An 18,367-nucleotide genomic window follows, 5' to 3' on the forward strand; every position below is an offset into this window, starting at 1 on the left:
GTCAGGGCAAGCACAGTTCCTGCGGTAACGTTTTCGCTGCACCCCTAATAATAACTCACCGGATTTCGCCACTTACCAGGCGAGGCTTTGGCATGGCTGCCGAAGCAGAGAACACTGTACTAATTGCTGGATCAAATTTTAGCTGGGAGGCTGTTATGGGCGCACAATCGAAGATTCTAACCATCGGTAAGTACAAGGTGTACGCCGAGACTTACTGGAAAGGCAGCGACGCCAAGACCATTCTGCTGGTCAACGGCGCACTGTCGACTACTGGCTCTTTCGGGCAGACGGTCAAATACTTGCAACCGCACTACAATCTGGTGCTGTTCGACCTGCCATTTTCGGGGCAATCCCGAGCGCACAACCCGGACGACATGATTGTCAGCAAGGAAGATGAAGTAAACATTCTCCTGCAACTGATTGATCTCTATCAGGTAAACCACCTGCTGTCAGTCTCCTGGGGCGGTGTATCGGCCCTGCTGGCCCTCTCCGAATGCCCTCCTTCCGTGGAAAAGGCCATCATCAGTTCGTTCTCGCCGGTGCTCAACGAGGCCATGCTCGACTATATCGACAACGCCCAGATCTACCTCGCCGCACGCGAAAAGCGCAAGATCGGCTCACTGCTCAACGACACCGTGGGCAAGTACCTGCCGCGCCTGTTCAAACTTTATAACTACAAGCACCTGATCAGCCTTGCCGAGCACGAATATCGCCAGATCGACTTTCACATCAGCCAGATTCGCCAACTAAGCGCCAGTAACTACGTCGAGCGTTTTTCCTCGATCAACATTCCGGTGCTGTTCATCAACGGTGAAAAAGATGAATACACCACCGTTGACGATGCGCGGATGTTTTCCAACTACATCGCCAAAAGCAGTTTCAATGTCGTTCCGGACACCGGGCACTTTCTGGACCTGGAAAGCAAGGCGGCGTGGCACCACTCGCAAAGAACCGCACTGACATTTCTGGGCACTGAAGCTACCCAGGAGGTTTGGCCCAGCGTCACCGCGATGGCCTGAAGCTCGCTCGCCTGAGCCCGGGAAGCCCTTGCGCTTTTCCGGCCTGACGCTGTGACTCATGGATGATGTTGGCTTCTTTGATCGGGCAGTGCTATTCGTTGATGACTTTTCCCTTTGCAACGCTCCTGCGTTCGTGCTGCCGTGTTTCCGGAAATATCCGGCCGTTGCACTTTCTGTACACTCAGCGCGGCGTGGTGCTGGGGTTCATCTCGCTACTCTCGCTCAGCGCTTGCTCTGCAGGAAAACCCGCAGAAAAGGCGCTGGTGCGAGTCGTCGCGCAACCGGTTGCCCTACTGAACGTCGCCAGCAGTGTGACGCTGACGGGCGATATCCAGGCCCGCAAGGTGACTGAGCAATCGTTTCGCGTCTCCGGCAAGCTGATCAAGCGATATGCGGATGTCGGGGATCGAGTGCGGGTCGGACAGGTTCTTGCCAGGCTCGACGCGCGCGAGCAAAAGACCGAGCTGGCGTCAGCCAGTGCCGAAGTGGCCGTGCGACAGTCGCGACTGTACCTCGCCGAACAAAACTACCAGCGTCAACAAGTGCTGCTGCCCAAGGGCTATACCAACCTCAGTGAATACCAGAAGGCCCGCTCTGGCCTCGACAGTGCGCGGGCGGATCTCGCCGCACTGCAGGCGCAGCAGGCGAACGCGCGTGAACAGGTCGGGTACACCGAGCTGTTCGCCGCAGCCGATGGCGTCGTGACGGCGCGCTACGCCGAAGAAGGTCAGGTGGTTCAGGCCGCCACTGCGATTTTCAGCGTCGCTCACGATGGCGAGCGCGAAGCGGTATTTTCCGCGTACGAGTCCCTGCTGCGCGCCGATCAGACCGGTGCTGCAGTGATTGTCAGCCCCCTCGGCCAGCCAGAGATTCAGCTGACCGGCATCATCAGGGAAATCACCCCCATCGTCTCCGCCGCGAACGGCACGTTGCGGGTGCGCGTTGCACTGCAGGGAGCTGCTGCACCGCTTGCGCTGGGCTCCGTGGTCAGCGCTCGCTTGCAGACGCAGTCGCAAATAGTGTTCGCCCTGCCTTGGTCCGTCTTGAGCCGCACACAAGGACAACCGGCAGTCTGGCGGGTGGACGCTGAGGCCAGGGTCAGGCTGACGCCTGTGAAAGTGCTGCGTTACGAGCAGGGTCAGGTCATCGTTTCAGAGGGCTTGTCCGAAGGTGATCGAATAGTTTCCCGAGGACTGCAGTTTCTCTACCCGGGGCAACGGGTCGAGGTCGCAGAGCGAGCACCGGCCGAAAACCCCGTCTCGTTGGCCTCGTCGGGAGCTGCGCAATGAGCACCTCGTGCGCAGAACCACGAACGAGATCCCGCTGCTGGCTGATCTGCATTCTGATTGTGGCACTGCCGGGCTGCCGCGAAAAACCGCTTCGCGAGGTTGTCGAACGCCCGGTACTGTTCACCGAAATAGTCGACCAGCGCAGCGCCTCTTATGGCCGCTTTGCTGGCGTCATCCAGCCGCAGTATGAAGTGGCGTTGGGGTTTCGCGTCGCTGGCCGACTGGCAACCCGGCACGCGGAGATCGGCGATCAAGTGCGCAAGGGCGATCTGCTCGCCACACTGGAACCCGGGGACCAGCAACACCGTTTACACGCCCGCCAGGCGGAACTCGGCAAGGCCCAGTCCGCCTGGCAACAGGCGCGCGACGAGTTGACGCGCTACCAGCAGCTCTATGAGCGCGGTATCGGCTCGCGGGCGCGAATGGATCAGTTGGACAACGACCTGAGCACTCAGGAAGCGTTGTGCAATCAGGCCCGCGTGGCGGTGCAGCAAGCCCGTGATGATGTGTCCTACACCCGCTTGTCAGCCGAGTTCGATGGCCTGATTACTGGATGGCAAGCGGAGGTCGGCCAGGTCATGGCGACCGGTCAGGCAGTCGTCAGCCTTGCGCGCCCCGACAGCCGTGAAGCGGTCGTCGACTTGCCACTCGGTTCGCTGGATGAACGCCACCGCATCAGAGTGGTTTCGCAACTGAACGATCAGCTTTCAGTGGCTGCGAACGTCCGCCAGCTTGCACCGCAAATCAATGCCGAGACCCGCACTCAGCGCGTCCGCCTGGCCTTGCAGAACCCTCCGGACAGCTTTCGCCTGGGCTCGACCGTCACGATAGAGATCAGTGGCGACGCGCCGGCGTTTCATGAGCTGCCCGGCAGCGCAGTGCTGCAGCGTAACGGCTCCTCTCAGGTGTGGGTGATCGACCCAACGACATCGACACTGATCCCGCGAGCGGTGCAGGTATTGGCGCGATCGGGCTCGACGGTAAGGGTCAGCGGCGAGCTGCACGAGGGCGAAAAGGTAGTGACTGCCGGCGTCAACGGCATGCAGTCCGGACAAAAGATCCGCCTGCAGCGAGAGGTCAGTTTGTGAAGGAGCGCTTCAATCTGTCGGCCTGGGGGCTCAGGCATCGCACGCTGGTCTGGTACATGATGTTCGTTTCATTGCTGATGGGCAGCTGGTCATTCCTGAATCTGGGGCGCGAGGAAGACCCTTCATTCGCCATTAAGACTATGGTCATACAGGCGCGCTGGCCGGGCGCGACGCTGCCCGATACCCTACAGCAGGTGACTGATCGGCTGGAAAAGAAGCTCGAAGAAATCGACGCGCTGGATTACGTGAAAAGCTACACGCTGGCTGGCGAATCGACGCTTTTCGTCTTCCTCAAGAGTGAAACCCGAAGCGCCGACATCCCTGCGGCGTGGTATCAGGTGCGCAAGAAGATCAGCGACGTGCGCAGTGAGCTGCCCAGCGGCATTCAAGGCCCTGCGTTCAACGACGAATTTGGCGACGTGTTCGGCAGCATCTACGCGTTCACCGCCGATGGCCTGTCTTTCCGCCAACTGCGTGATTACGTCGAGCAAGTGCGCGCCGACATCCGCAGCGTACCCAACCTGGGCAAGATCGAGTTGCTCGGCGCCCAGCGCGAAGTCATTTATCTGAATTTTTCGATCCGCAAGCTCGCGGCGCTGGGCATCGATCAACGCCAGGTGCTGCAAAGCCTGCAAGCGCAAAACTCGGTTACGCCTGCTGGCGTGATGGAGGCCGGTCCTGAACGCATTGCCGTGCGGGCCAGCGGGCAGTTCAGCAATGAACAGGACCTCGAGGCCGTCAATCTGCGCTTCGGCGACCGGTTCTTTCGCCTCAGCGATCTGGCGACTATCGAGCGCCGTTATGCCGATCCGCCCTCCTCACTGTTCCGCTTCAATGGCCAGCCAGCCATTGGCCTTGCGGTGGCCATGAAGCAAGGTGGCAACATCCAGGCATTCGGCACCCAGTTGCAGCAGCGCATCGAAGATCTGACCACTGAATTGCCGCTGGGCATCGGCGTACACCTGGTCTCCAGCCAGGCCGATGTGGTCGAAAAAGCCATCGGCGGCTTCACCCATGCACTCTTTGAAGCGATCCTGATTGTGCTGGTCGTCAGCTTCATCAGCCTCGGCATTCGTGCCGGTCTGGTAGTGGCCTGTTCGATCCCGCTGGTGCTGGCGCTGGTCTTCGTGTTCATGGAGTACAGCGGCATCACCATGCAACGTATCTCGCTGGGCGCATTGATCATCGCTCTGGGGCTGTTGGTGGATGACGCGATGATCACCGTCGAGATGATGGTCACCCGCCTTGAAAGCGGCGATTCATTACCGCAGGCCGCTACCTTCGCTTACACCTCGACCGCGTTCCCGATGCTGACCGGCACATTGGTCACGGTCGCCGGTTTCGTGCCCATCGGCCTTAACTCCAGTTCGGCAGGCGAATACGTGTTCACCATGTTTGCCGTCATTGCCGTGGCGTTGCTGCTGTCCTGGCTGGTGGCGGTACTGTTCGCGCCCCTGATTGGCGTGCACATCCTCAAAGCCTCGGCGCAACATGCCGCGCCGGGGCGCTGGATGCGTGGTTTCAGCCGCCTGCTGGTCAAGGCACTCGAGCACCGCGGGTGGGTGATCGGCATCACGTTGCTGATGTTCATCGGGTCGCTGTTTGCAGGCAGGTTGCTGCAGAACCAGTTCTTCCCGGACTCCGACCGACCGGAAATCCTCGTGGATATCTACATGCCGCAAAACGGCTCCATCGAAGGTACCCGCCAGACCATGGACCGCTTTGAAGCAGCGCTCAAAGGGGATGCCGATGTGCTGCGCTGGAGCTCTTACGTGGGCAAGGGCGCGGTGCGTTTTTACCTGCCACTGGATCAACAATTGAGCAATCCGTTCTACGGGCAACTGGTGATCGTCAGCCAGGGTGGCGAAGCGCGTGACCGGCTGATCGAACGCTTGCGTCAGCGCTTTCGTGACGATTACGTCGGCGTGGGTGGCTACGTTCAGCCACTGAACATGGGGCCGCCGGTGGGCTGGCCGGTGCAATACCGGGTCAGCGGACCGGACATCGAACAGGTTCGCAGCCAGGCCATGGCGCTGGCGGCGATTCTCGATGCCAACCCGCATATCGGTCAGGTCATCTATGACTGGAACGAGCCGGGCAAGGTGCTGAAGATCGACATCGCGCAGGACAAGGTACGTCAGTTCGGCCTGTCTTCTGAAGACGTGGCGCAAATCCTCAACAGTCTGGTCAGTGGCACCACCATCACTCAGGTGCGTGACAGCACCTATCTGATCGACCTGGTCGGACGTGCAGACAGCGACGAACGCAGCTCGGTGCAGACCCTCGCCAACCTGCAGATCCCGATACCTGGCGGTGCGAGCGTGCCGCTGCTGGCGTTCGCCACGCTCAGTTACGAGCAGGAACAGCCGCTGGTCTGGCGCCGTGACAGGCTGCCGACCATCACCCTGAAGGCCAACGTGCTCGGCAAGCTGCAGCCGGCAGCGCTGGTCAGGCAATTGAAGCCCGACGTCGATGCCTTCAGCGCCGGCCTGCCGTTGCGTTACTCGGTCGCCACCGGCGGCGCAGTCGAGGCCAGCGCGCGCTCACAGGGTCCGATCCTGAAGGTCGTACCGTTGATGCTGCTGTTGGTGGTCAGCTTTTTGATGATCCAGTTGCACAGCGTGAAAAAACTGCTGCTGGTGGTTAGCGTAGTGCCGCTGGGCCTGATCGGCGTGGTCGCAGCCTTGTTGATTTCCGGCTATCCGCTGGGGTTCGTGGCAATTCTGGGCGTGCTGGCGCTGATCGGCATCATCATCCGCAACTCGGTGATTCTGGTCACGCAGATCGATGAATTCATCGCCGCAGGGGAAAGCGCCTGGACATCGGTGGTCAAGGCCACCGAACATCGCTGCCGACCGATTATGCTGACCGCAGCGGCCGCGAGCCTGGGCATGATCCCGATTGCCCGCGAAGTGTTCTGGGGGCCGATGGCCATCGCCATGATCGGCGGCATCGCCATCGCCACCCTGCTGACCCTGTTTTTCCTCCCGGCGCTGTATATGGTCAGCTATCGGATCAGGCCACATGTCGTTTAGCAGGTCAGATTTCCACCGGCAGGAAATCGAACAGTGCCTGCGGGGCCTCGACCAACATAATGCGCTTGAGCGGGTCAGGGCATTCGAGCGCGCGGAACTGCTCGACCACACCGGTGTAGCTGACCGCGTGCTCATGCTGGGTGTGCGGCCAGTCGCTGCCCCATACCAGTCGGCGCGGCCCAAAGCTTTGCAGCAGCAAAGGCCATGCAGCGCGAGCAAACGTCGCGTTCTGCTCGACACTGCCGCCCAAACGATAGATTGCCGAAATCTTCATCCACAGCTGCCCGCTCAGGCCCAATTCCAGCAAGGCCTGGAACGCCGGATCGTCAACGCCAAGACGCGCATCGGGCCGCCCGAAATGATCAATCACCAGCTTGCAGCCAAACGGCAGCAACTGCCGGATCAGCGCCGGCAGGTCAGCGACCTCGCGGTGCAGTTCGACATGCCAGCCGAGCGTCCAGATGTGCTTGAACAGCGTCTTCCATTCCGGCGCGGCGAAGTCTGGCAGCGGCTTGCCGATCAGGTTCAGGCGGATGCCGACAATGCCCAGCCCGGACATACGCTGTAACGCACCGCGACTGATGTCCGTGTCAACCACCGCCACGCCGCGCAACCGGCCAGGAGCCTGCGCCAGGGCGTCGAGCAGAAACCGGTTGTCAGTGCCCAGAAAACTGGGCTGGACCAATACGCCGTGGCTCAGGCCGTGTTCGCTCAGGTTGGCCAGATAGGCGTGCACCGTTGCGTCATAATCCGGGCTGTAACGTCGTCCTGGCGCCAGGCTCAAATCCTTGCTGAAGACGTGCGCGTGGGCATCAATGCCCAGTATGGGCGTGGTACAGGAATCAGTCATGGGATCGTCTACAAAAAGTCAATGCGGCGCCGCAACACCGCGAATGAAAGGATTTTCAAGCCTGCTGCGCTGCATCCTTGTCCAGTGGCTCGGCAATCGGCGGCATGGCCTCAAGGTTGCGCCCACGGGTTTCCGGCAGACAGAAAGCGGCGATCATTGCCACGCCGTAAGCAATGCCCGCGTCGATTCCGATGGCGCTGCCGAGCGACATTGACTGGCTCATATGTCCCACCAGAAACGGAAACACCGCCGACAGCACGCGCCCGAAGTTGTAGCAGAAGCCCACCCCGGCCCCCCGCACCTCTGCCGGGTACAGCTCGTTGAAAAACGAACCGAGGCTGGCCGGAATGCCTGCGGCGAAGAAACCCAGCGGAAAGCCGAGAAACAGCATCTGCGTGTTGCTCAACGGCAGCATCAGGTAGCACTGCACGGTGACTACGCAGCACAAGGCGAACAGTATGATGTTCTTGCGTCGACCAATCCGGTCGATCAACAGACCGCTGCACACGCAACCGCACCAGAACGCAACGATAATGACCGCCAGATAGCCGCCGGAACTGAGCACAGAGAGGTTGCGCTCGGTTTTGAGAAAGGTCGGCAACCAGGTCATGACCGCGTGATAACCGCCATGCGCACCAAGCCCCAACAAACCGCCGAGCAAGGTAACGCGCAGCAGCTCGGGGCGAAAAATCCCGGCCATCGACTTGAAGAAATTGCCCTTCGGCGCTGCGCTTTTCTGCATGCGCTGGAAGCTGTCCGGTTCTTCGACGTTGCGTCGCACCCAGATGATCATCAGGGCCGGCAGCAGGCCGACAAAGAACATCACCCGCCAGGCAATATCCTCCGGTACAAACGAATAAATCAGGGTGAACAGCACCACCGCCAGGCCCCAGCCTACGGCCCACGCACTTTGCACAGTGGCCATGACCTTGCCGCGGTAGCGGGACTGGATGGTCTCGGCCATCAGCACTGCGCCTGCCGCCCACTCACCACCGATGCCAAAGCCCTGCAGTGCCTTGACGATCAGCAACTGGTTGAAACCGGTCACGAACGCAGACAAAAAGGTAAAGAACGAAAACCACAGGATCATCCACTGCAGCGTGCGCACCCGGCCATAGCGGTCGGACAGCGTCCCGCCCACCCAACCTCCCAACGCTGACGTCACCAGTGTTACCGCGCTGATCAGCCCTGCATCGCCCTTGGTCAGGGCAAACGCAGCAATCAGGGCCGGAATGGCCAGACCGAACATCTGCACTTCCAGCGCGTCCAGCGACCAGCCGCCAAAACAGGCCCAGAAAGTCTTGCGTTCTTTGGGGGTGACGTCGCGATACCAGTTGAACATGGCTTTAATCCTTAAAGACGTTGAACGGCTCGGGCAGACTGCAGCGCTGTCAGCGAATTTCCACGCTGTAGCGGAAATGGCTGGCGTGCCCCCGCGAGCGGCGCCACTCCAGAGGCTCACCGGCGTAGTTGCGCGCCAGGCGTTCGATGACCACCACCGCACTGCCGACCGGAATCTGCAGCAACCGGCCGTATACGTCGTTGACCGTCTCGGCCGTCAGGCTTTCTTGCGCACAGGCGACCACCTGACCGCAGACGTCTTCGTAGATCGGATAAAGCAATGGCCCCTGCGTATCGAGGTCAAGCTCCAGCAATGCCTGAAACCGCGCACGTGGCAGCCAGATCTCTTCGGCCAGCACCGGCTGGCCATCCAGCAACCGCAAGCGGACCATACGAATCACCGGCGCACCTGCGCCCATCCCCAGCGCCTGAGCGACCGACGAAGGCGCGTCCACAGGCTCGACGGACAAAATCCGGCTTTCCGGCACCCGGCGTTCACCCGCTTCGGTTTGAAAACGGAAAAAACGAAACAGCGAAGACTGAAACTGCGCACGACGAATGAACGTGCCACGTCCCTGCTGGCGCTCCAGAATGTTGTCGCTGACCAGCAGATCAATGGCCTTGCGTACCGTACCGGTGGACAGGCCATACTCTGCAGACAACGCCGCTTCGGTAGGAATCGCCTCACCCGGACGCCAGCGATTATTGGCAATCTGCTCCGCCAGGCTGTCGCGCAGGCGTTGGTAAAGTGGTAGACGTTCGTCGCTGGAAAGCTTGTTCATTATTTTATTCATCCAGTCATCTATATGAATTTTTGAAAAGAGTATTCATCCGTGGCAAGCGAAGGTCAATAGTCCGCGAGCGTGCGTGACTATACCGACACATCGCAGTGCTTCGCCGATCATCATTCCCGGAAATATCCTGTATCAACTCGCCGCACCTACTTAATCGCCGACAAAACCGTTAGCCTGCGCTGCATCGATCAAAAACCGTCTGACAGACACGTTTCCAGTGTCTGACAGTCCCTGCTCAAGCGAGATTTTCATGCCCCACTCGTCCCAATCCGCGCATAACGCTGTGACCATGACACCGGCCATGGTCATGCTGTTTGCCTTCTGCTGCGGCGCAATTGTCGCCAACATCTACTACGCCCAGCCGATCATCGAGCTGATTGCCCCGGACATCGGGCTGTCGAGCACGGCGGCCAGTCTGATCGTTTCGTTGACGCAGATCGGTTACGCACTGGGGCTGTTTTTTCTGGTGCCGCTGGGTGATTTGCTGGAGAACCGCAGGCTGATGCTGGTAACGACTGTCGTCGCGATTCTCAGCCTGCTGGGTGCCGCTTTCGCCGAGCAGCCGAATGTGTTTTTGCTGGTTTCGCTGCTGGTGGGCTTCAGTTCGGTGTCGGTGCAGATGCTCATTCCGCTGGCGGCGCATCTGGCTCCGGAGGAGTCGCGTGGGCGGGTCGTTGGCGGGATCATGGGCGGACTGCTGTTGGGGATTCTGTTGGCGCGGCCGATTGCCAGTCTGGTGGCTGACCATTTCGGCTGGCGGGCGGTGTTCGGCTCGGCGGCCGTGGTGATGATCGGCATCAGCGTGGTACTGGCGACCACCATGCCAAAACGTGTCCCGGATCATCGTGCGTCCTACGGACAATTGCTGTTCTCGCTATGGACTCTTCTTCGTACCCAGCCGGTGCTGCGCCAGCGTGCCTTTTATCAGGCCTGCATGTTCGCGACTTTCAGCCTGTTCTGGACCGCCGTGCCGCTGGAGCTGTCGCGCAATCACGGGCTGTCGCAAACCCAGATCGCGATCTTTGCCCTGATCGGCGCGATCGGTGCCATTGCGGCGCCCATCAGCGGCCGTCTGGCAGACGCCGGCTACACCCGCATCGCCTCACTGGGCGCACTGCTGTTCGGCGCACTCAGCTTTCTTCCAGGCCTGGTCCACCCTGCCTACAGCGTGATTGGCCTGGCCATAACCGGCGTAGTGCTGGATTTCTGCGTACAGACCAGCATGGTCCTGGGTCAGCGCACGGTCTACGCGCTGGATGCCGCCAGCCGCAGCCGGCTCAACGCGCTGTACATGACCAGTATTTTTATCGGTGGCGCCATTGGCTCGGCAGTCGCCAGCCCGCTGTTTGATCACGGTGGCTGGAGCTGGGTGCTGATCGCAGGCACGGCGCTGCCACTGATTGCGCTGCTGGCGTTTCTAAGGGACCGCTCGAAGCAAGCTAACGGCTAATGATCCTTAACGGTTTGACTGTTTCAACCAAGCCGCCAGATCCATCACTTCAGCCTCGTTGATGCTGTGCCCCATGCCGTCATAGGCATGCAACTGCGGCGTCAGGCCGAGCGATTTCAACGTCGCTTCGGCTTGCGGTGCGCTGGCATAGGCCACCTGGCGATCCTGCGTGCCGTGGCCGATGAATACGCTCAGAGCCTTGAGGTCGTCGGAGGCTTTGACCTCGGACTTCAAGACCGGCAGCAGCCGCCCGCTCAATGCTGCAAAACCGCCGACCAGTTTTGGCTGTCGCAGCGCGACTTCGTAACTCATCATGGCGCCCTGGCTGAAACCGATCAGGAAGACCTTGCCTGGCTGGGTATGAAACTTCTCAGTGGCTTTGCCGATGAACGCAGCCAACCGGGTACCGCTGCTTTTCAGGTCTTCAGTCACACCGTCGTAATCCGCGACGCCGGGCTTCTGGGTGAACCATTTGTAGCTGTCAGCGCGCAACTCCATCGGCGCCTGTACCGACACGTAGTTGTAGTCGGCCGGAAGCTCTTCCTTGAGCCCGAACAGGTCGGCCGCATTGCTGCCGTAACCGTGGATGAAAATCACCAGCGGCTGGTCGGGCTTGTCGACATTGGTCTGCGCTAGGTAATCCAGTGGCAGATCGGTGTGCAAGGTGTCCTGCGCCTGTGCCATTGCGGTAAAGGCGAACAGCAAGGCAGCGAAGAATTTCAGCATGTTCATGACCTCTGTTTGACGCTGCCAACGGGCAGCGTCGTGAGTGGGCGTGGTGGCGGAAGCCCGCACAGCGTCAGTTCTGCATGCTGGTCCGCGAAACTTCCGGCTTGATCAACTGCATCTGCTGACGGTAATCATCCGTCACCTGACGTGCCTGGCTGCTGCTGGTGATGACTCGCGGCGTGATCAGCACGATCAGTTCGGTACGGTCCTTGGACTTGCTGGTGTTGCCGAACAGCCATCTCAAACCCGGGATGCGTCCCAGATAAGGTACGGCGCTGACCGACTCGGCGTTATCCTGTTTGATCAAACCGCCCAGCAGCACGGTCTGACCACTCTGCGCGGCCACTTGCGTGGCCACCGAACGGGTGGAAATACGCGGATTGCCGTTGGCATCGTTGTTGTTGGCATTGGTGTCGGCACTGCTGACCTGCTGCTGAATGTCCATGTACACCAGGCCGCCCGGATTGATGCGTGGCACGACATCGAGAATCACACCGGTCTGCACATATTCGACGCTGCTCAATGTGGTGTCGGTGGAGGTGTTGGTGTTGATCGAGGTCTGGCTGATCGGGATGTTGTCGCCGACCTGAATCTGCGCCTGCTGGTTGTTCATCACCACCAGCGAAGGTGCCGACAGAACCTGGGTGCGGCCATTGGTTTCCAGCGCCCGCAAGGCGACTTGCAGGTTGTTGCTGACGAAGGAATAGAAGAACGCATCAGTGGAGGCCAGCGCAGCCCCGCCAGTACCAATCGCCCCCTGACTGCCTGAAGTGTTGGTCACGTTGCCGGTCGTACCCGAGTTGCCCGCCAGACGCCCCAGGTACCACTGCACACCCATGTCCAGCTCGCCCGTGAGCTGAACTTCCAGAATGCGCGTTTCGATCTGCACTTGCAGCGGCGGATTATCGAGGCGTTTGATGGCCGACTCGATCTCCTTCCACTGCGCCGGACGGGTGCGCACCAGCAACTGGTTGCTGCTCTTCTGCGCAGTGATGCGCGTGCTGGCGTCCAGAGACTTGTTGTTGCCGCCAGACCCGCTGCCGTCCTGACTGGCCGAATCCGAATCGCCGCCGCTCTGATCGTCGCCTTCCGATTCGCTGTCGCTATTGGTCTGGCTGTTGTTCATGCCCTGACTGTTGCCAAAACCTCCGCCATTGCTCAGGCCGCTGCCAGTGCTGCCCAGGCCGTTGGAGCTGCTCATGCCGCCGACACCGCTGCCGCCACTGGAGTTGAGCGATGACAAGGTGGTGGTGCGCAGGCCCGGTGCAACCTTGGCCGCAGCGTCTTCCTTGATGGCACCCGTACCGTAGATCTGCCGCAGGTATTTGGCCAGATCAGTCGCCTTCATGTTGCGCACGTCATACACGTACATCTGCGGCTCGTTGCCACCACCTTCATCGATGGTGTGAATCCACTCGCCGACCTCGTGCAGGTATTCAGGCTGCGAGGAAATCGCCACCACCGAGTTGGTCCGCTCGATCGGCAGGAAACGCACCATGCCCGCCAGCGGCATACCGCTTTCCGGGCCGAACATTTTCTGCAGCTCGGGCATCAGCTCGCCGACCGAGGCGCGTTGCAGGCCGAAAACACCGACCGACATGCCTTTGAGCCAGTCCACATCGAAGGTGTCGATGGTGTCCTGATAGTTGGCCAGCTCTTCCGGCGTACCCGCCAGGCTGAGTACGTTGCGCGCCGGATCGACCAGCAGGAAGGCGTTTTCCCGGGCGAACGGCTTGAGCAGCTTCTGCATTTCCGTCGCCGAGATGTAGCGCAGCGGAAACAGCCGCGCCGACATGCCTGCCGAAGGTTGCGCGACGCGCATTTCCGGCACCAGCTTGCCCGCCACCGCCTGATTGGACGGCAGAATCACATAGCGGTTGCCCTGCTTGATCATCGCGTTGTCGGTCCAGGACAGCAGTGTCTCGAGAATCGACAGCGCCTGCTGTTTGTTGACCGGCTTGGACGTCGAGAAGCTCACATCGCCTTTAACACCTTGGGCAATGCTGTAGTTCTCGTGCAGCAGATCGCCCATGATGCTGTTGATCACCGCCTGAATCGGCTGGTTGGTGAAGTTGAAGACGATGTCACCGGTCTCGGCCTGACGCGCTGCCGGAGCTGCGGCGGGCTGCCGGATGAAACGCTGGTTGCCTTTGATGATCTGCCGCTGCGGCGAGCTGGTCGCCTGCTGGGAAGGTGGCTCGACGGGCGGTCTTTCGCTGCGCGGGTCTACCGGCGGGCGTTGTGAACCGGTTCCCTGGAGCGCTTCCTGCAGCATGCCATTGTCGGGATCGAGTGTGTCTGACTGTGACGCGCAGCCGCCAAGGGCGACGGCGGTGGCCAGGCAAAGCAAGGGTGTGCGCAAGGTAGCGATGGCAGGAACTCCAGAAAAGGTACCCATCACAGGGTGGAATCGTTGGTTAAGGTAATCGGCGGTGTATTCGACGGCGGCGGCAGACGCAGCGCGGGCAGGCGCAGGACTTGCGAGCGGTCATCAAGTTTGAACGTGGCCTGGGTGGGCTCCAGACGGTCCAGCGTCCAGCCGTTGGGCAAGCGATCGCCCTGACGGACTTTCAATGCCGGACCGCTGGCCTGCTTGAGCAGTGCCACGCGCAACGAGCCGTCCATGATTACCCCGGTCAGGGTCAGGCCAGCCAGATTGGTGGCCTGCGCATCGGCTTTGCGAACGGCCACGTCAGGGCTGCGATCAGGACTGAACAGCGGGGTTTTCCAGGTATTGGCGAGGCTGTCGAGTGTCGCCGAAGGCGCGCTGTGGACCTGCGCCCTCTGATCGACCGGGTCGCGCGGTGCCTGCTCGGGCAGCCAGTCCGGTGAGTGCGCGGCGCCGCTGACAACCAATGCGATCAAGGCTGCCAGGACTGCGGCGAAAGCCAGCAGTGCCCACTCCAGCGGACGCAGTGAACCGATCATTGCTCGCCCTCGCCGGCACTGGCCGGTTGCAGGTAGCCACGCACCAGCAGGTGCACCACCAGTTTGCCGGCAGCACCGCTGGCCGGAGCGTTGGCGTCGCGACGCATACTCATCTCATCAATAAACAAAAACGGGCGCTGATACTCCAGCGCATGCAGGATCGCAGTCAATGGTTCGATGGCGCAGTTCAGGGTCAGGCTGACCTTGACCTGCCGATACGGCTCGGCGCTGTCCTGCTCCGGGGTGATCGGCATGCGCTGGGTCAACTCGCAGCCACCGCCGGTGCTGGCCTGGCTGCTGATCAGGTCGGCAATGCGTTGCATCAGATCAGCGGCCACGGCACTGGGATCTTCGCCCGGCAGGAGGCTGGTGCTGCTGGCCGGATCACGACGCGCCTGCTCCAGTTGCTCGCGCAACGAGCCACCCTGCTGCAGAAGGCCAGCGTAGCGCTGCTGCTGTTCGCGCAGCTGGTCGGTCTGTTCGTTGATGTCACGCAGTGGACCGGCGAACCAGCTGTCTATCAGCAACCAGTAAGCCAGGCACAACACCAGAGCCAGGATCATCAGGGCAGCGCCCCGCCGCTCACGGCTTGTCAGTGGACGGCGCATCGGCGTTCTCCTGCTGCTGGTTCTGGTGCAAATGCGCGCGCAGGGAATACTGATCCTTGCCGGTTTTGGTGTCGGGCTGGATCACCCCCTGAAACTGCGCATTATCCAGACTTCGGCAGTCCTTGACGCGGCCGATCAGCGCACTGGCCTTGGCGCTCTGCCCTGAAAAGGCCACCTCGGCACTGTCGCTGATTTCCAGGTGCTCGATCCAGGTGTCCGAAGGCAGGCAGGCGGTCAGCTCGCTGAGCAGCGCCGAAAGCGGCGGTTGAGCAGCCTTGCGGCGCAACAGGTAGTTGGCAGCGCCCAGAGTGTTGGTCAATTGCTGGCGCAGTTGTTGGACCTCGCCAACCTGAGCCTTCTGCGCCTTGACGCTGGCCTGCATGTCATCGAGCAGGCTCTGGCGGTCGTTCAGCCACAGCAACATGGCGCTCAGCAGCAGGCCGGCACATAGCCAGATCAGCCCGCGCTGCAAGCGATGGCCGGAGCGCGACTGTTGCGGGCGCAACGGCATCGGCAGCAGATCGACACCCATGCGCTGCCCTGTAGTCAGGTTGTCAGCGCACACATCAGTGCCCACATCGACAGCATCGGGACGCAACCCACGCTCGGCGCACTCACGGAGTATCGCGTCCAGCCGCTCGCGCAGTATTGCCACCAGCGTGACCTGCACAAAGCTGGCGCTGCGACTGTCCTGACGGGCCACGAAGTACAACTGCCCAGCGTCAAATGGCGTGAAACGGTCAAGCTCGTAGCCGACCACAGTCGACAGATTGCGTGCCGCAGCCGCAGGAAGCTGCAAGGTCTGCAACAGCACAGCCGACGGCGGCAGCAGCAACACCCGCCGCACCTGAGGCGATGCATCGGGCAGCGGCTCGACCAACGGCCAGACAAGCGTCTGCTCCACGGTCTCGCGGCCCAGCCATCGACGCACACGCGGCGGCAGGCAGGCGCGAAGCTCCGTCACCCACCACTGCCAGGCGTGTTGCGCCGGACTGCCACGCCACTGCCGGGCGACCTGTTCGCGTAACGCATAAACAGGCGCCAGACGTGCAGAAACTGATGAATTCATTCTTGCCAACGCAACACCCTGTAGGGCTGTGCGCCTCCCTCCGATGGGCTCAATAAAACAGTGGTCTGTAACAGGGCGGTCACACCGCCCGGTCGTTCTGCGCGCGTGTCGATGGCCAGTACCTCACCGGGATCGGCCCCGACCGCGCTCTGGTTCGGCAGGTTCAAGGCCCGGCGCAGCAACGCCGAAGCGAATGCCGGGTCGGGCCGATCCAGACCGCTCCATAATGTTATTTCCGGTAGCAACCGGGCATACAGCGCCTGGCTCATGCCCGGCAGTTGGCGAACTTCCTCTACCACCCGCAACGGTGACTGACCGCCATTGCGCTGCGACTCCAGCACCTGGGCGATACCGCTGGCCTGATTCTTAGCCGCGCCACAGGCCTGCAGCAGACGCGATATATCAGCAACCGGTGCGCTGTTGAGGTCCAGCTTGCCCCGCTCGCTTCTGATGCTCACCAACAGTTGCGTGTCATCCATCCGTAACGAGACCACACGCCCGTCGGCAATCCAGCGTTTGCGCTGTTCAGGATCGAGCAAGCCCTGTACAGCCATATTCATGCCAGCTTCGGCAGCCATCAGCGCCTGGGTATTTTGCCGTAACCAGAGCGACTGCCGGCTCTCCAATTGCACCCACCCGGCCAGCCCGCCGAGCAACAGGCTCAGCAGTGCCAGCACCCAGAGCACCACCAGCAGCGCAACACCGCGCTGCGATTGGCCGGTCACATTCATTCGCCGCCCGCCCCGCCGGACAGGTCCAGACGCAAGGCCACCACTTCAGAGACCCATTTCACCGCGCCATGGGTCTGCATATCGATGCGCACCGCGCCCGGCAAGCGATTCGGCCAGGGCCATTCGGCCATCCAGCCGGTCGGCTTGCCCTTGGGCGTCAGCCCGCGATAACTGAACGTCAACGACTCGACGTTTTGCAGCAATACCTGAGGCTCACCCCAGGGTTTGAGGGCAATGCCATTCGCACTGGACAGAACCTGAGCGAACGACACTTGCAAAGACCGATGGTCTTGCGGCCCCTTGAGCTCCAGACTGTGAACCTGGATACCGCCGCCTAGCTCGCCCGGCAGCGTTGCGACAAACCGCAACTGCTGCGCCGAGCCTTCAAAAAAACCGCTGTTGACGTCATCTTCACCAGACGTGTCCAACGGCAGCGCCTGAGCGATCGAGCTACGCAGAAACGCTTGCGCGGCGCGGATCTCGTCCAGGTTAACGGTGTAGCGCTCAGCCTTGAGCACGGCACGATTGGCGCCCAGCAACGCCCCGGCAACCAGTACCAGCAACACGCCGAGCAGGCTGATCACCAGCAGCACTTCCAGCAGCGTGAAGCCACGCTGGGTACGCATCATGACCCCGCACCGCTGACAGCGCCGCGTAATTTAAACGTGCTGAACTGCGCCTTGCGCTGATGTTCACTGAGCATCAGGTCGAGGCGAAACATCCTCGCCTGACCATTGGCGCCCGGCAACTGACGGATATCCAGTGTCCAGTCGATGCCTGCGAGTTCGCCCTTTCGCGTACCGTTTTCCAGCGGACCGGCGCTTTCCTGATCCATTATCGTGCGTGCCGCATGGCTCAGCCGGTCACTGCGCGACACCTGCTGCAAGGAGCGCGCGCTTTGCCCGAACGCCACCAGCAGAACACCGCTGCACACCGCCATGACGGTCAGTGCAGCAAGCATTTCCAGCAGGGTGAACCCCGACTGCGATGTTTTCATTAAAGCGTCCGGACCTGGACGCTGCCGGTCAGCCAGCCAATATCAATACGCCAGCGCCGGTCGCCGTCAGCGACCACCACGTTGCCACCGCTGGAGCCGCCGTCCGGATAGAACTCCACGGCGGAGCCAAGATCGGACGCAGTCTGCATGGTCACGCGCAGGTTTTCCGGCCAGTGCATCTCGCGCTTGCCCGGCGCCTTGAAGGTCGCCTTGCGCAGGTTGAACTCGGTGCGCGCCGGCTGACCGGTCACAATTGCACGCACTCTGGTTGCCCGCAGCGCTTCGACCATGTCACCGACCGCGCGCCGTTCACTGGCGGTACTCAAACCCTGTTGCAGACCGAAACCCACCAGACCGACGGCGATGCTCATCAACACCAGCACCACCAGCATTTCCATGAGGGTAAAACCGCGGCTTGCGACAGGCGTTCTCATGCCGA

At 61.2% G+C, this 18,367-nt stretch carries 17 protein-coding genes; 5 read left to right on the forward strand and 12 right to left on the reverse strand.

Features of this window, described 5'->3' with window-relative positions:
* Positions 1 to 92: 92 nt before the first annotated feature.
* From PI739_RS21235 to PI739_RS21250, 4 genes are all read left to right on the forward strand, one after another.
* Positions 93 to 1,019 carry an alpha/beta fold hydrolase gene (locus tag PI739_RS21235; protein WP_052810440.1) on the forward strand — a complete coding sequence of 309 codons (927 nt, stop codon included), beginning with the start codon at positions 93 to 95 and terminating at the stop codon, positions 1,017 to 1,019.
* A 65-nt stretch (positions 1,020 to 1,084) separates the two neighbouring features.
* Complete coding sequence (locus tag PI739_RS21240; protein WP_058417292.1) at positions 1,085 to 2,308, forward strand: efflux RND transporter periplasmic adaptor subunit; 1,224 nt, start codon at positions 1,085 to 1,087, stop codon at positions 2,306 to 2,308.
* Positions 2,305 to 3,396: an efflux RND transporter periplasmic adaptor subunit gene (locus PI739_RS21245; protein ID WP_003371884.1), complete on the forward strand. Its 1,092-nt coding sequence runs from the start codon at positions 2,305 to 2,307 to the stop codon at positions 3,394 to 3,396. Before PI739_RS21240 ends, PI739_RS21245 begins: the two co-directional genes overlap by 4 nt.
* Positions 3,393 to 6,431, forward strand: coding sequence for an efflux RND transporter permease subunit (locus PI739_RS21250; protein WP_268950616.1), 3,039 nt, complete (start codon positions 3,393 to 3,395; stop codon positions 6,429 to 6,431). Before PI739_RS21245 ends, PI739_RS21250 begins: the two co-directional genes overlap by 4 nt.
* A 4-nt stretch (positions 6,432 to 6,435) precedes the next feature.
* Here the strand turns inward: PI739_RS21250 and PI739_RS21255 are convergent, their stop codons facing one another.
* The 3 genes from PI739_RS21255 to PI739_RS21265 are packed head-to-tail and all read right to left on the reverse strand — an operon-like array spanning position 6,436 to position 9,404.
* Positions 6,436 to 7,281, reverse strand: coding sequence for an amidohydrolase family protein (locus tag PI739_RS21255; protein WP_003435946.1), 846 nt, complete (start codon positions 7,279 to 7,281; stop codon positions 6,436 to 6,438).
* A gap of 55 nt (positions 7,282 to 7,336) precedes the next feature.
* On the reverse strand, positions 7,337 to 8,623 hold the full coding sequence (locus PI739_RS21260) for an MFS transporter (RefSeq protein ID WP_003435949.1): 1,287 nt from the start codon (positions 8,621 to 8,623) through the stop codon (positions 7,337 to 7,339).
* A 49-nt stretch (positions 8,624 to 8,672) separates the two neighbouring features.
* Positions 8,673 to 9,404: a GntR family transcriptional regulator gene (locus PI739_RS21265; RefSeq protein WP_003435951.1), complete on the reverse strand. Its 732-nt coding sequence runs from the start codon at positions 9,402 to 9,404 to the stop codon at positions 8,673 to 8,675.
* Between the two features lie 262 nt (positions 9,405 to 9,666).
* Here PI739_RS21265 and PI739_RS21270 point away from each other — a divergent pair, with 262 nt between their 5' ends.
* Positions 9,667 to 10,866, forward strand: coding sequence for an MFS transporter (locus tag PI739_RS21270; protein ID WP_054081076.1), 1,200 nt, complete (start codon positions 9,667 to 9,669; stop codon positions 10,864 to 10,866).
* 6 nt (positions 10,867 to 10,872) lie between these two features.
* On the opposite strand, the gene PI739_RS21275 is transcribed toward PI739_RS21270, so the two are convergent.
* The 9 genes from PI739_RS21275 to PI739_RS21315 all read right to left on the reverse strand — a co-directional run bounded on the left by PI739_RS21275 (position 10,873) and on the right by PI739_RS21315 (position 18,362).
* A complete protein-coding gene (locus tag PI739_RS21275; protein WP_054081077.1) occupies positions 10,873 to 11,592 on the reverse strand; it encodes an alpha/beta hydrolase in 720 nt (239 codons plus the stop codon).
* Between the two features lie 73 nt (positions 11,593 to 11,665).
* Positions 11,666 to 13,993, reverse strand: coding sequence for a type II secretion system secretin GspD (gene gspD, locus PI739_RS21280; protein ID WP_003435970.1), 2,328 nt, complete (start codon positions 13,991 to 13,993; stop codon positions 11,666 to 11,668).
* A complete protein-coding gene (locus PI739_RS21285) occupies positions 13,993 to 14,523 on the reverse strand; it encodes a general secretion pathway protein GspN (RefSeq protein WP_003371856.1) in 531 nt (176 codons plus the stop codon). The genes gspD and PI739_RS21285 overlap by 1 nt, the downstream gene beginning before the upstream one ends.
* The gene (gene gspM / locus PI739_RS21290) at positions 14,520 to 15,131 is read right to left on the reverse strand and encodes a type II secretion system protein GspM (protein WP_003435978.1); all 612 of its coding nucleotides are present in this window, start codon (positions 15,129 to 15,131) and stop codon (positions 14,520 to 14,522) included. The genes PI739_RS21285 and gspM overlap by 4 nt, the downstream gene beginning before the upstream one ends.
* Complete coding sequence (locus PI739_RS21295; protein ID WP_054081078.1) at positions 15,106 to 16,200, reverse strand: type II secretion system protein GspL; 1,095 nt, start codon at positions 16,198 to 16,200, stop codon at positions 15,106 to 15,108. Before PI739_RS21295 ends, gspM begins: the two co-directional genes overlap by 26 nt.
* A complete protein-coding gene (locus PI739_RS21300; RefSeq protein ID WP_003435982.1) occupies positions 16,197 to 16,931 on the reverse strand; it encodes a general secretion pathway protein GspK in 735 nt (244 codons plus the stop codon). Before PI739_RS21300 ends, PI739_RS21295 begins: the two co-directional genes overlap by 4 nt.
* On the reverse strand, positions 16,928 to 17,560 hold the full coding sequence (locus tag PI739_RS21305; RefSeq protein WP_003371841.1) for a type II secretion system protein GspJ: 633 nt from the start codon (positions 17,558 to 17,560) through the stop codon (positions 16,928 to 16,930). The genes PI739_RS21300 and PI739_RS21305 overlap by 4 nt, the downstream gene beginning before the upstream one ends.
* A complete protein-coding gene (locus tag PI739_RS21310) occupies positions 17,557 to 17,928 on the reverse strand; it encodes a type II secretion system protein (RefSeq protein WP_003343408.1) in 372 nt (123 codons plus the stop codon). The genes PI739_RS21305 and PI739_RS21310 overlap by 4 nt, the downstream gene beginning before the upstream one ends.
* A complete protein-coding gene (locus PI739_RS21315; protein WP_072366198.1) occupies positions 17,928 to 18,362 on the reverse strand; it encodes a prepilin-type N-terminal cleavage/methylation domain-containing protein in 435 nt (144 codons plus the stop codon). The genes PI739_RS21310 and PI739_RS21315 overlap by 1 nt, the downstream gene beginning before the upstream one ends.
* Positions 18,363 to 18,367: the final 5 nt, after the last annotated feature.

It is taken from the genome of Pseudomonas cerasi (assembly GCF_027983475.1).
Taxonomy (GTDB): Bacteria; Pseudomonadota; Gammaproteobacteria; order Pseudomonadales; family Pseudomonadaceae; genus Aquipseudomonas; species Aquipseudomonas cerasi.

What these genes read in the sequence shown, in the direction of transcription:
- PI739_RS21235 (WP_052810440.1), top strand. Translation starts at nt 93, where the DNA reads ATGGCTGCCGAAGCAGAGAACACTGTACTAATTGCTGGATCAAATTTT.
- PI739_RS21240 (WP_058417292.1), top strand. Translation starts at nt 1,085, where the DNA reads ATGTTGGCTTCTTTGATCGGGCAGTGCTATTCGTTGATGACTTTTCCC.
- PI739_RS21245 (WP_003371884.1), top strand. Translation starts at nt 2,305, where the DNA reads ATGAGCACCTCGTGCGCAGAACCACGAACGAGATCCCGCTGCTGGCTG.
- PI739_RS21255 (WP_003435946.1), bottom strand. Translation starts at nt 7,281, where the DNA reads ATGACTGATTCCTGTACCACGCCCATACTGGGCATTGATGCCCACGCG.
- PI739_RS21260 (WP_003435949.1), bottom strand. Translation starts at nt 8,623, where the DNA reads ATGTTCAACTGGTATCGCGACGTCACCCCCAAAGAACGCAAGACTTTC.
- PI739_RS21265 (WP_003435951.1), bottom strand. Translation starts at nt 9,404, where the DNA reads ATGAACAAGCTTTCCAGCGACGAACGTCTACCACTTTACCAACGCCTG.
- PI739_RS21270 (WP_054081076.1), top strand. Translation starts at nt 9,667, where the DNA reads ATGCCCCACTCGTCCCAATCCGCGCATAACGCTGTGACCATGACACCG.
- PI739_RS21275 (WP_054081077.1), bottom strand. Translation starts at nt 11,592, where the DNA reads ATGCTGAAATTCTTCGCTGCCTTGCTGTTCGCCTTTACCGCAATGGCA.
- gspD (WP_003435970.1), bottom strand. Translation starts at nt 13,993, where the DNA reads ATGGGTACCTTTTCTGGAGTTCCTGCCATCGCTACCTTGCGCACACCC.
- PI739_RS21285 (WP_003371856.1), bottom strand. Translation starts at nt 14,523, where the DNA reads ATGATCGGTTCACTGCGTCCGCTGGAGTGGGCACTGCTGGCTTTCGCC.
- gspM (WP_003435978.1), bottom strand. Translation starts at nt 15,131, where the DNA reads ATGCGCCGTCCACTGACAAGCCGTGAGCGGCGGGGCGCTGCCCTGATG.
- PI739_RS21295 (WP_054081078.1), bottom strand. Translation starts at nt 16,200, where the DNA reads ATGAATTCATCAGTTTCTGCACGTCTGGCGCCTGTTTATGCGTTACGC.
- PI739_RS21300 (WP_003435982.1), bottom strand. Translation starts at nt 16,931, where the DNA reads ATGAATGTGACCGGCCAATCGCAGCGCGGTGTTGCGCTGCTGGTGGTG.
- PI739_RS21305 (WP_003371841.1), bottom strand. Translation starts at nt 17,560, where the DNA reads ATGATGCGTACCCAGCGTGGCTTCACGCTGCTGGAAGTGCTGCTGGTG.
- PI739_RS21310 (WP_003343408.1), bottom strand. Translation starts at nt 17,928, where the DNA reads ATGAAAACATCGCAGTCGGGGTTCACCCTGCTGGAAATGCTTGCTGCA.
- PI739_RS21315 (WP_072366198.1), bottom strand. Translation starts at nt 18,362, where the DNA reads ATGAGAACGCCTGTCGCAAGCCGCGGTTTTACCCTCATGGAAATGCTG.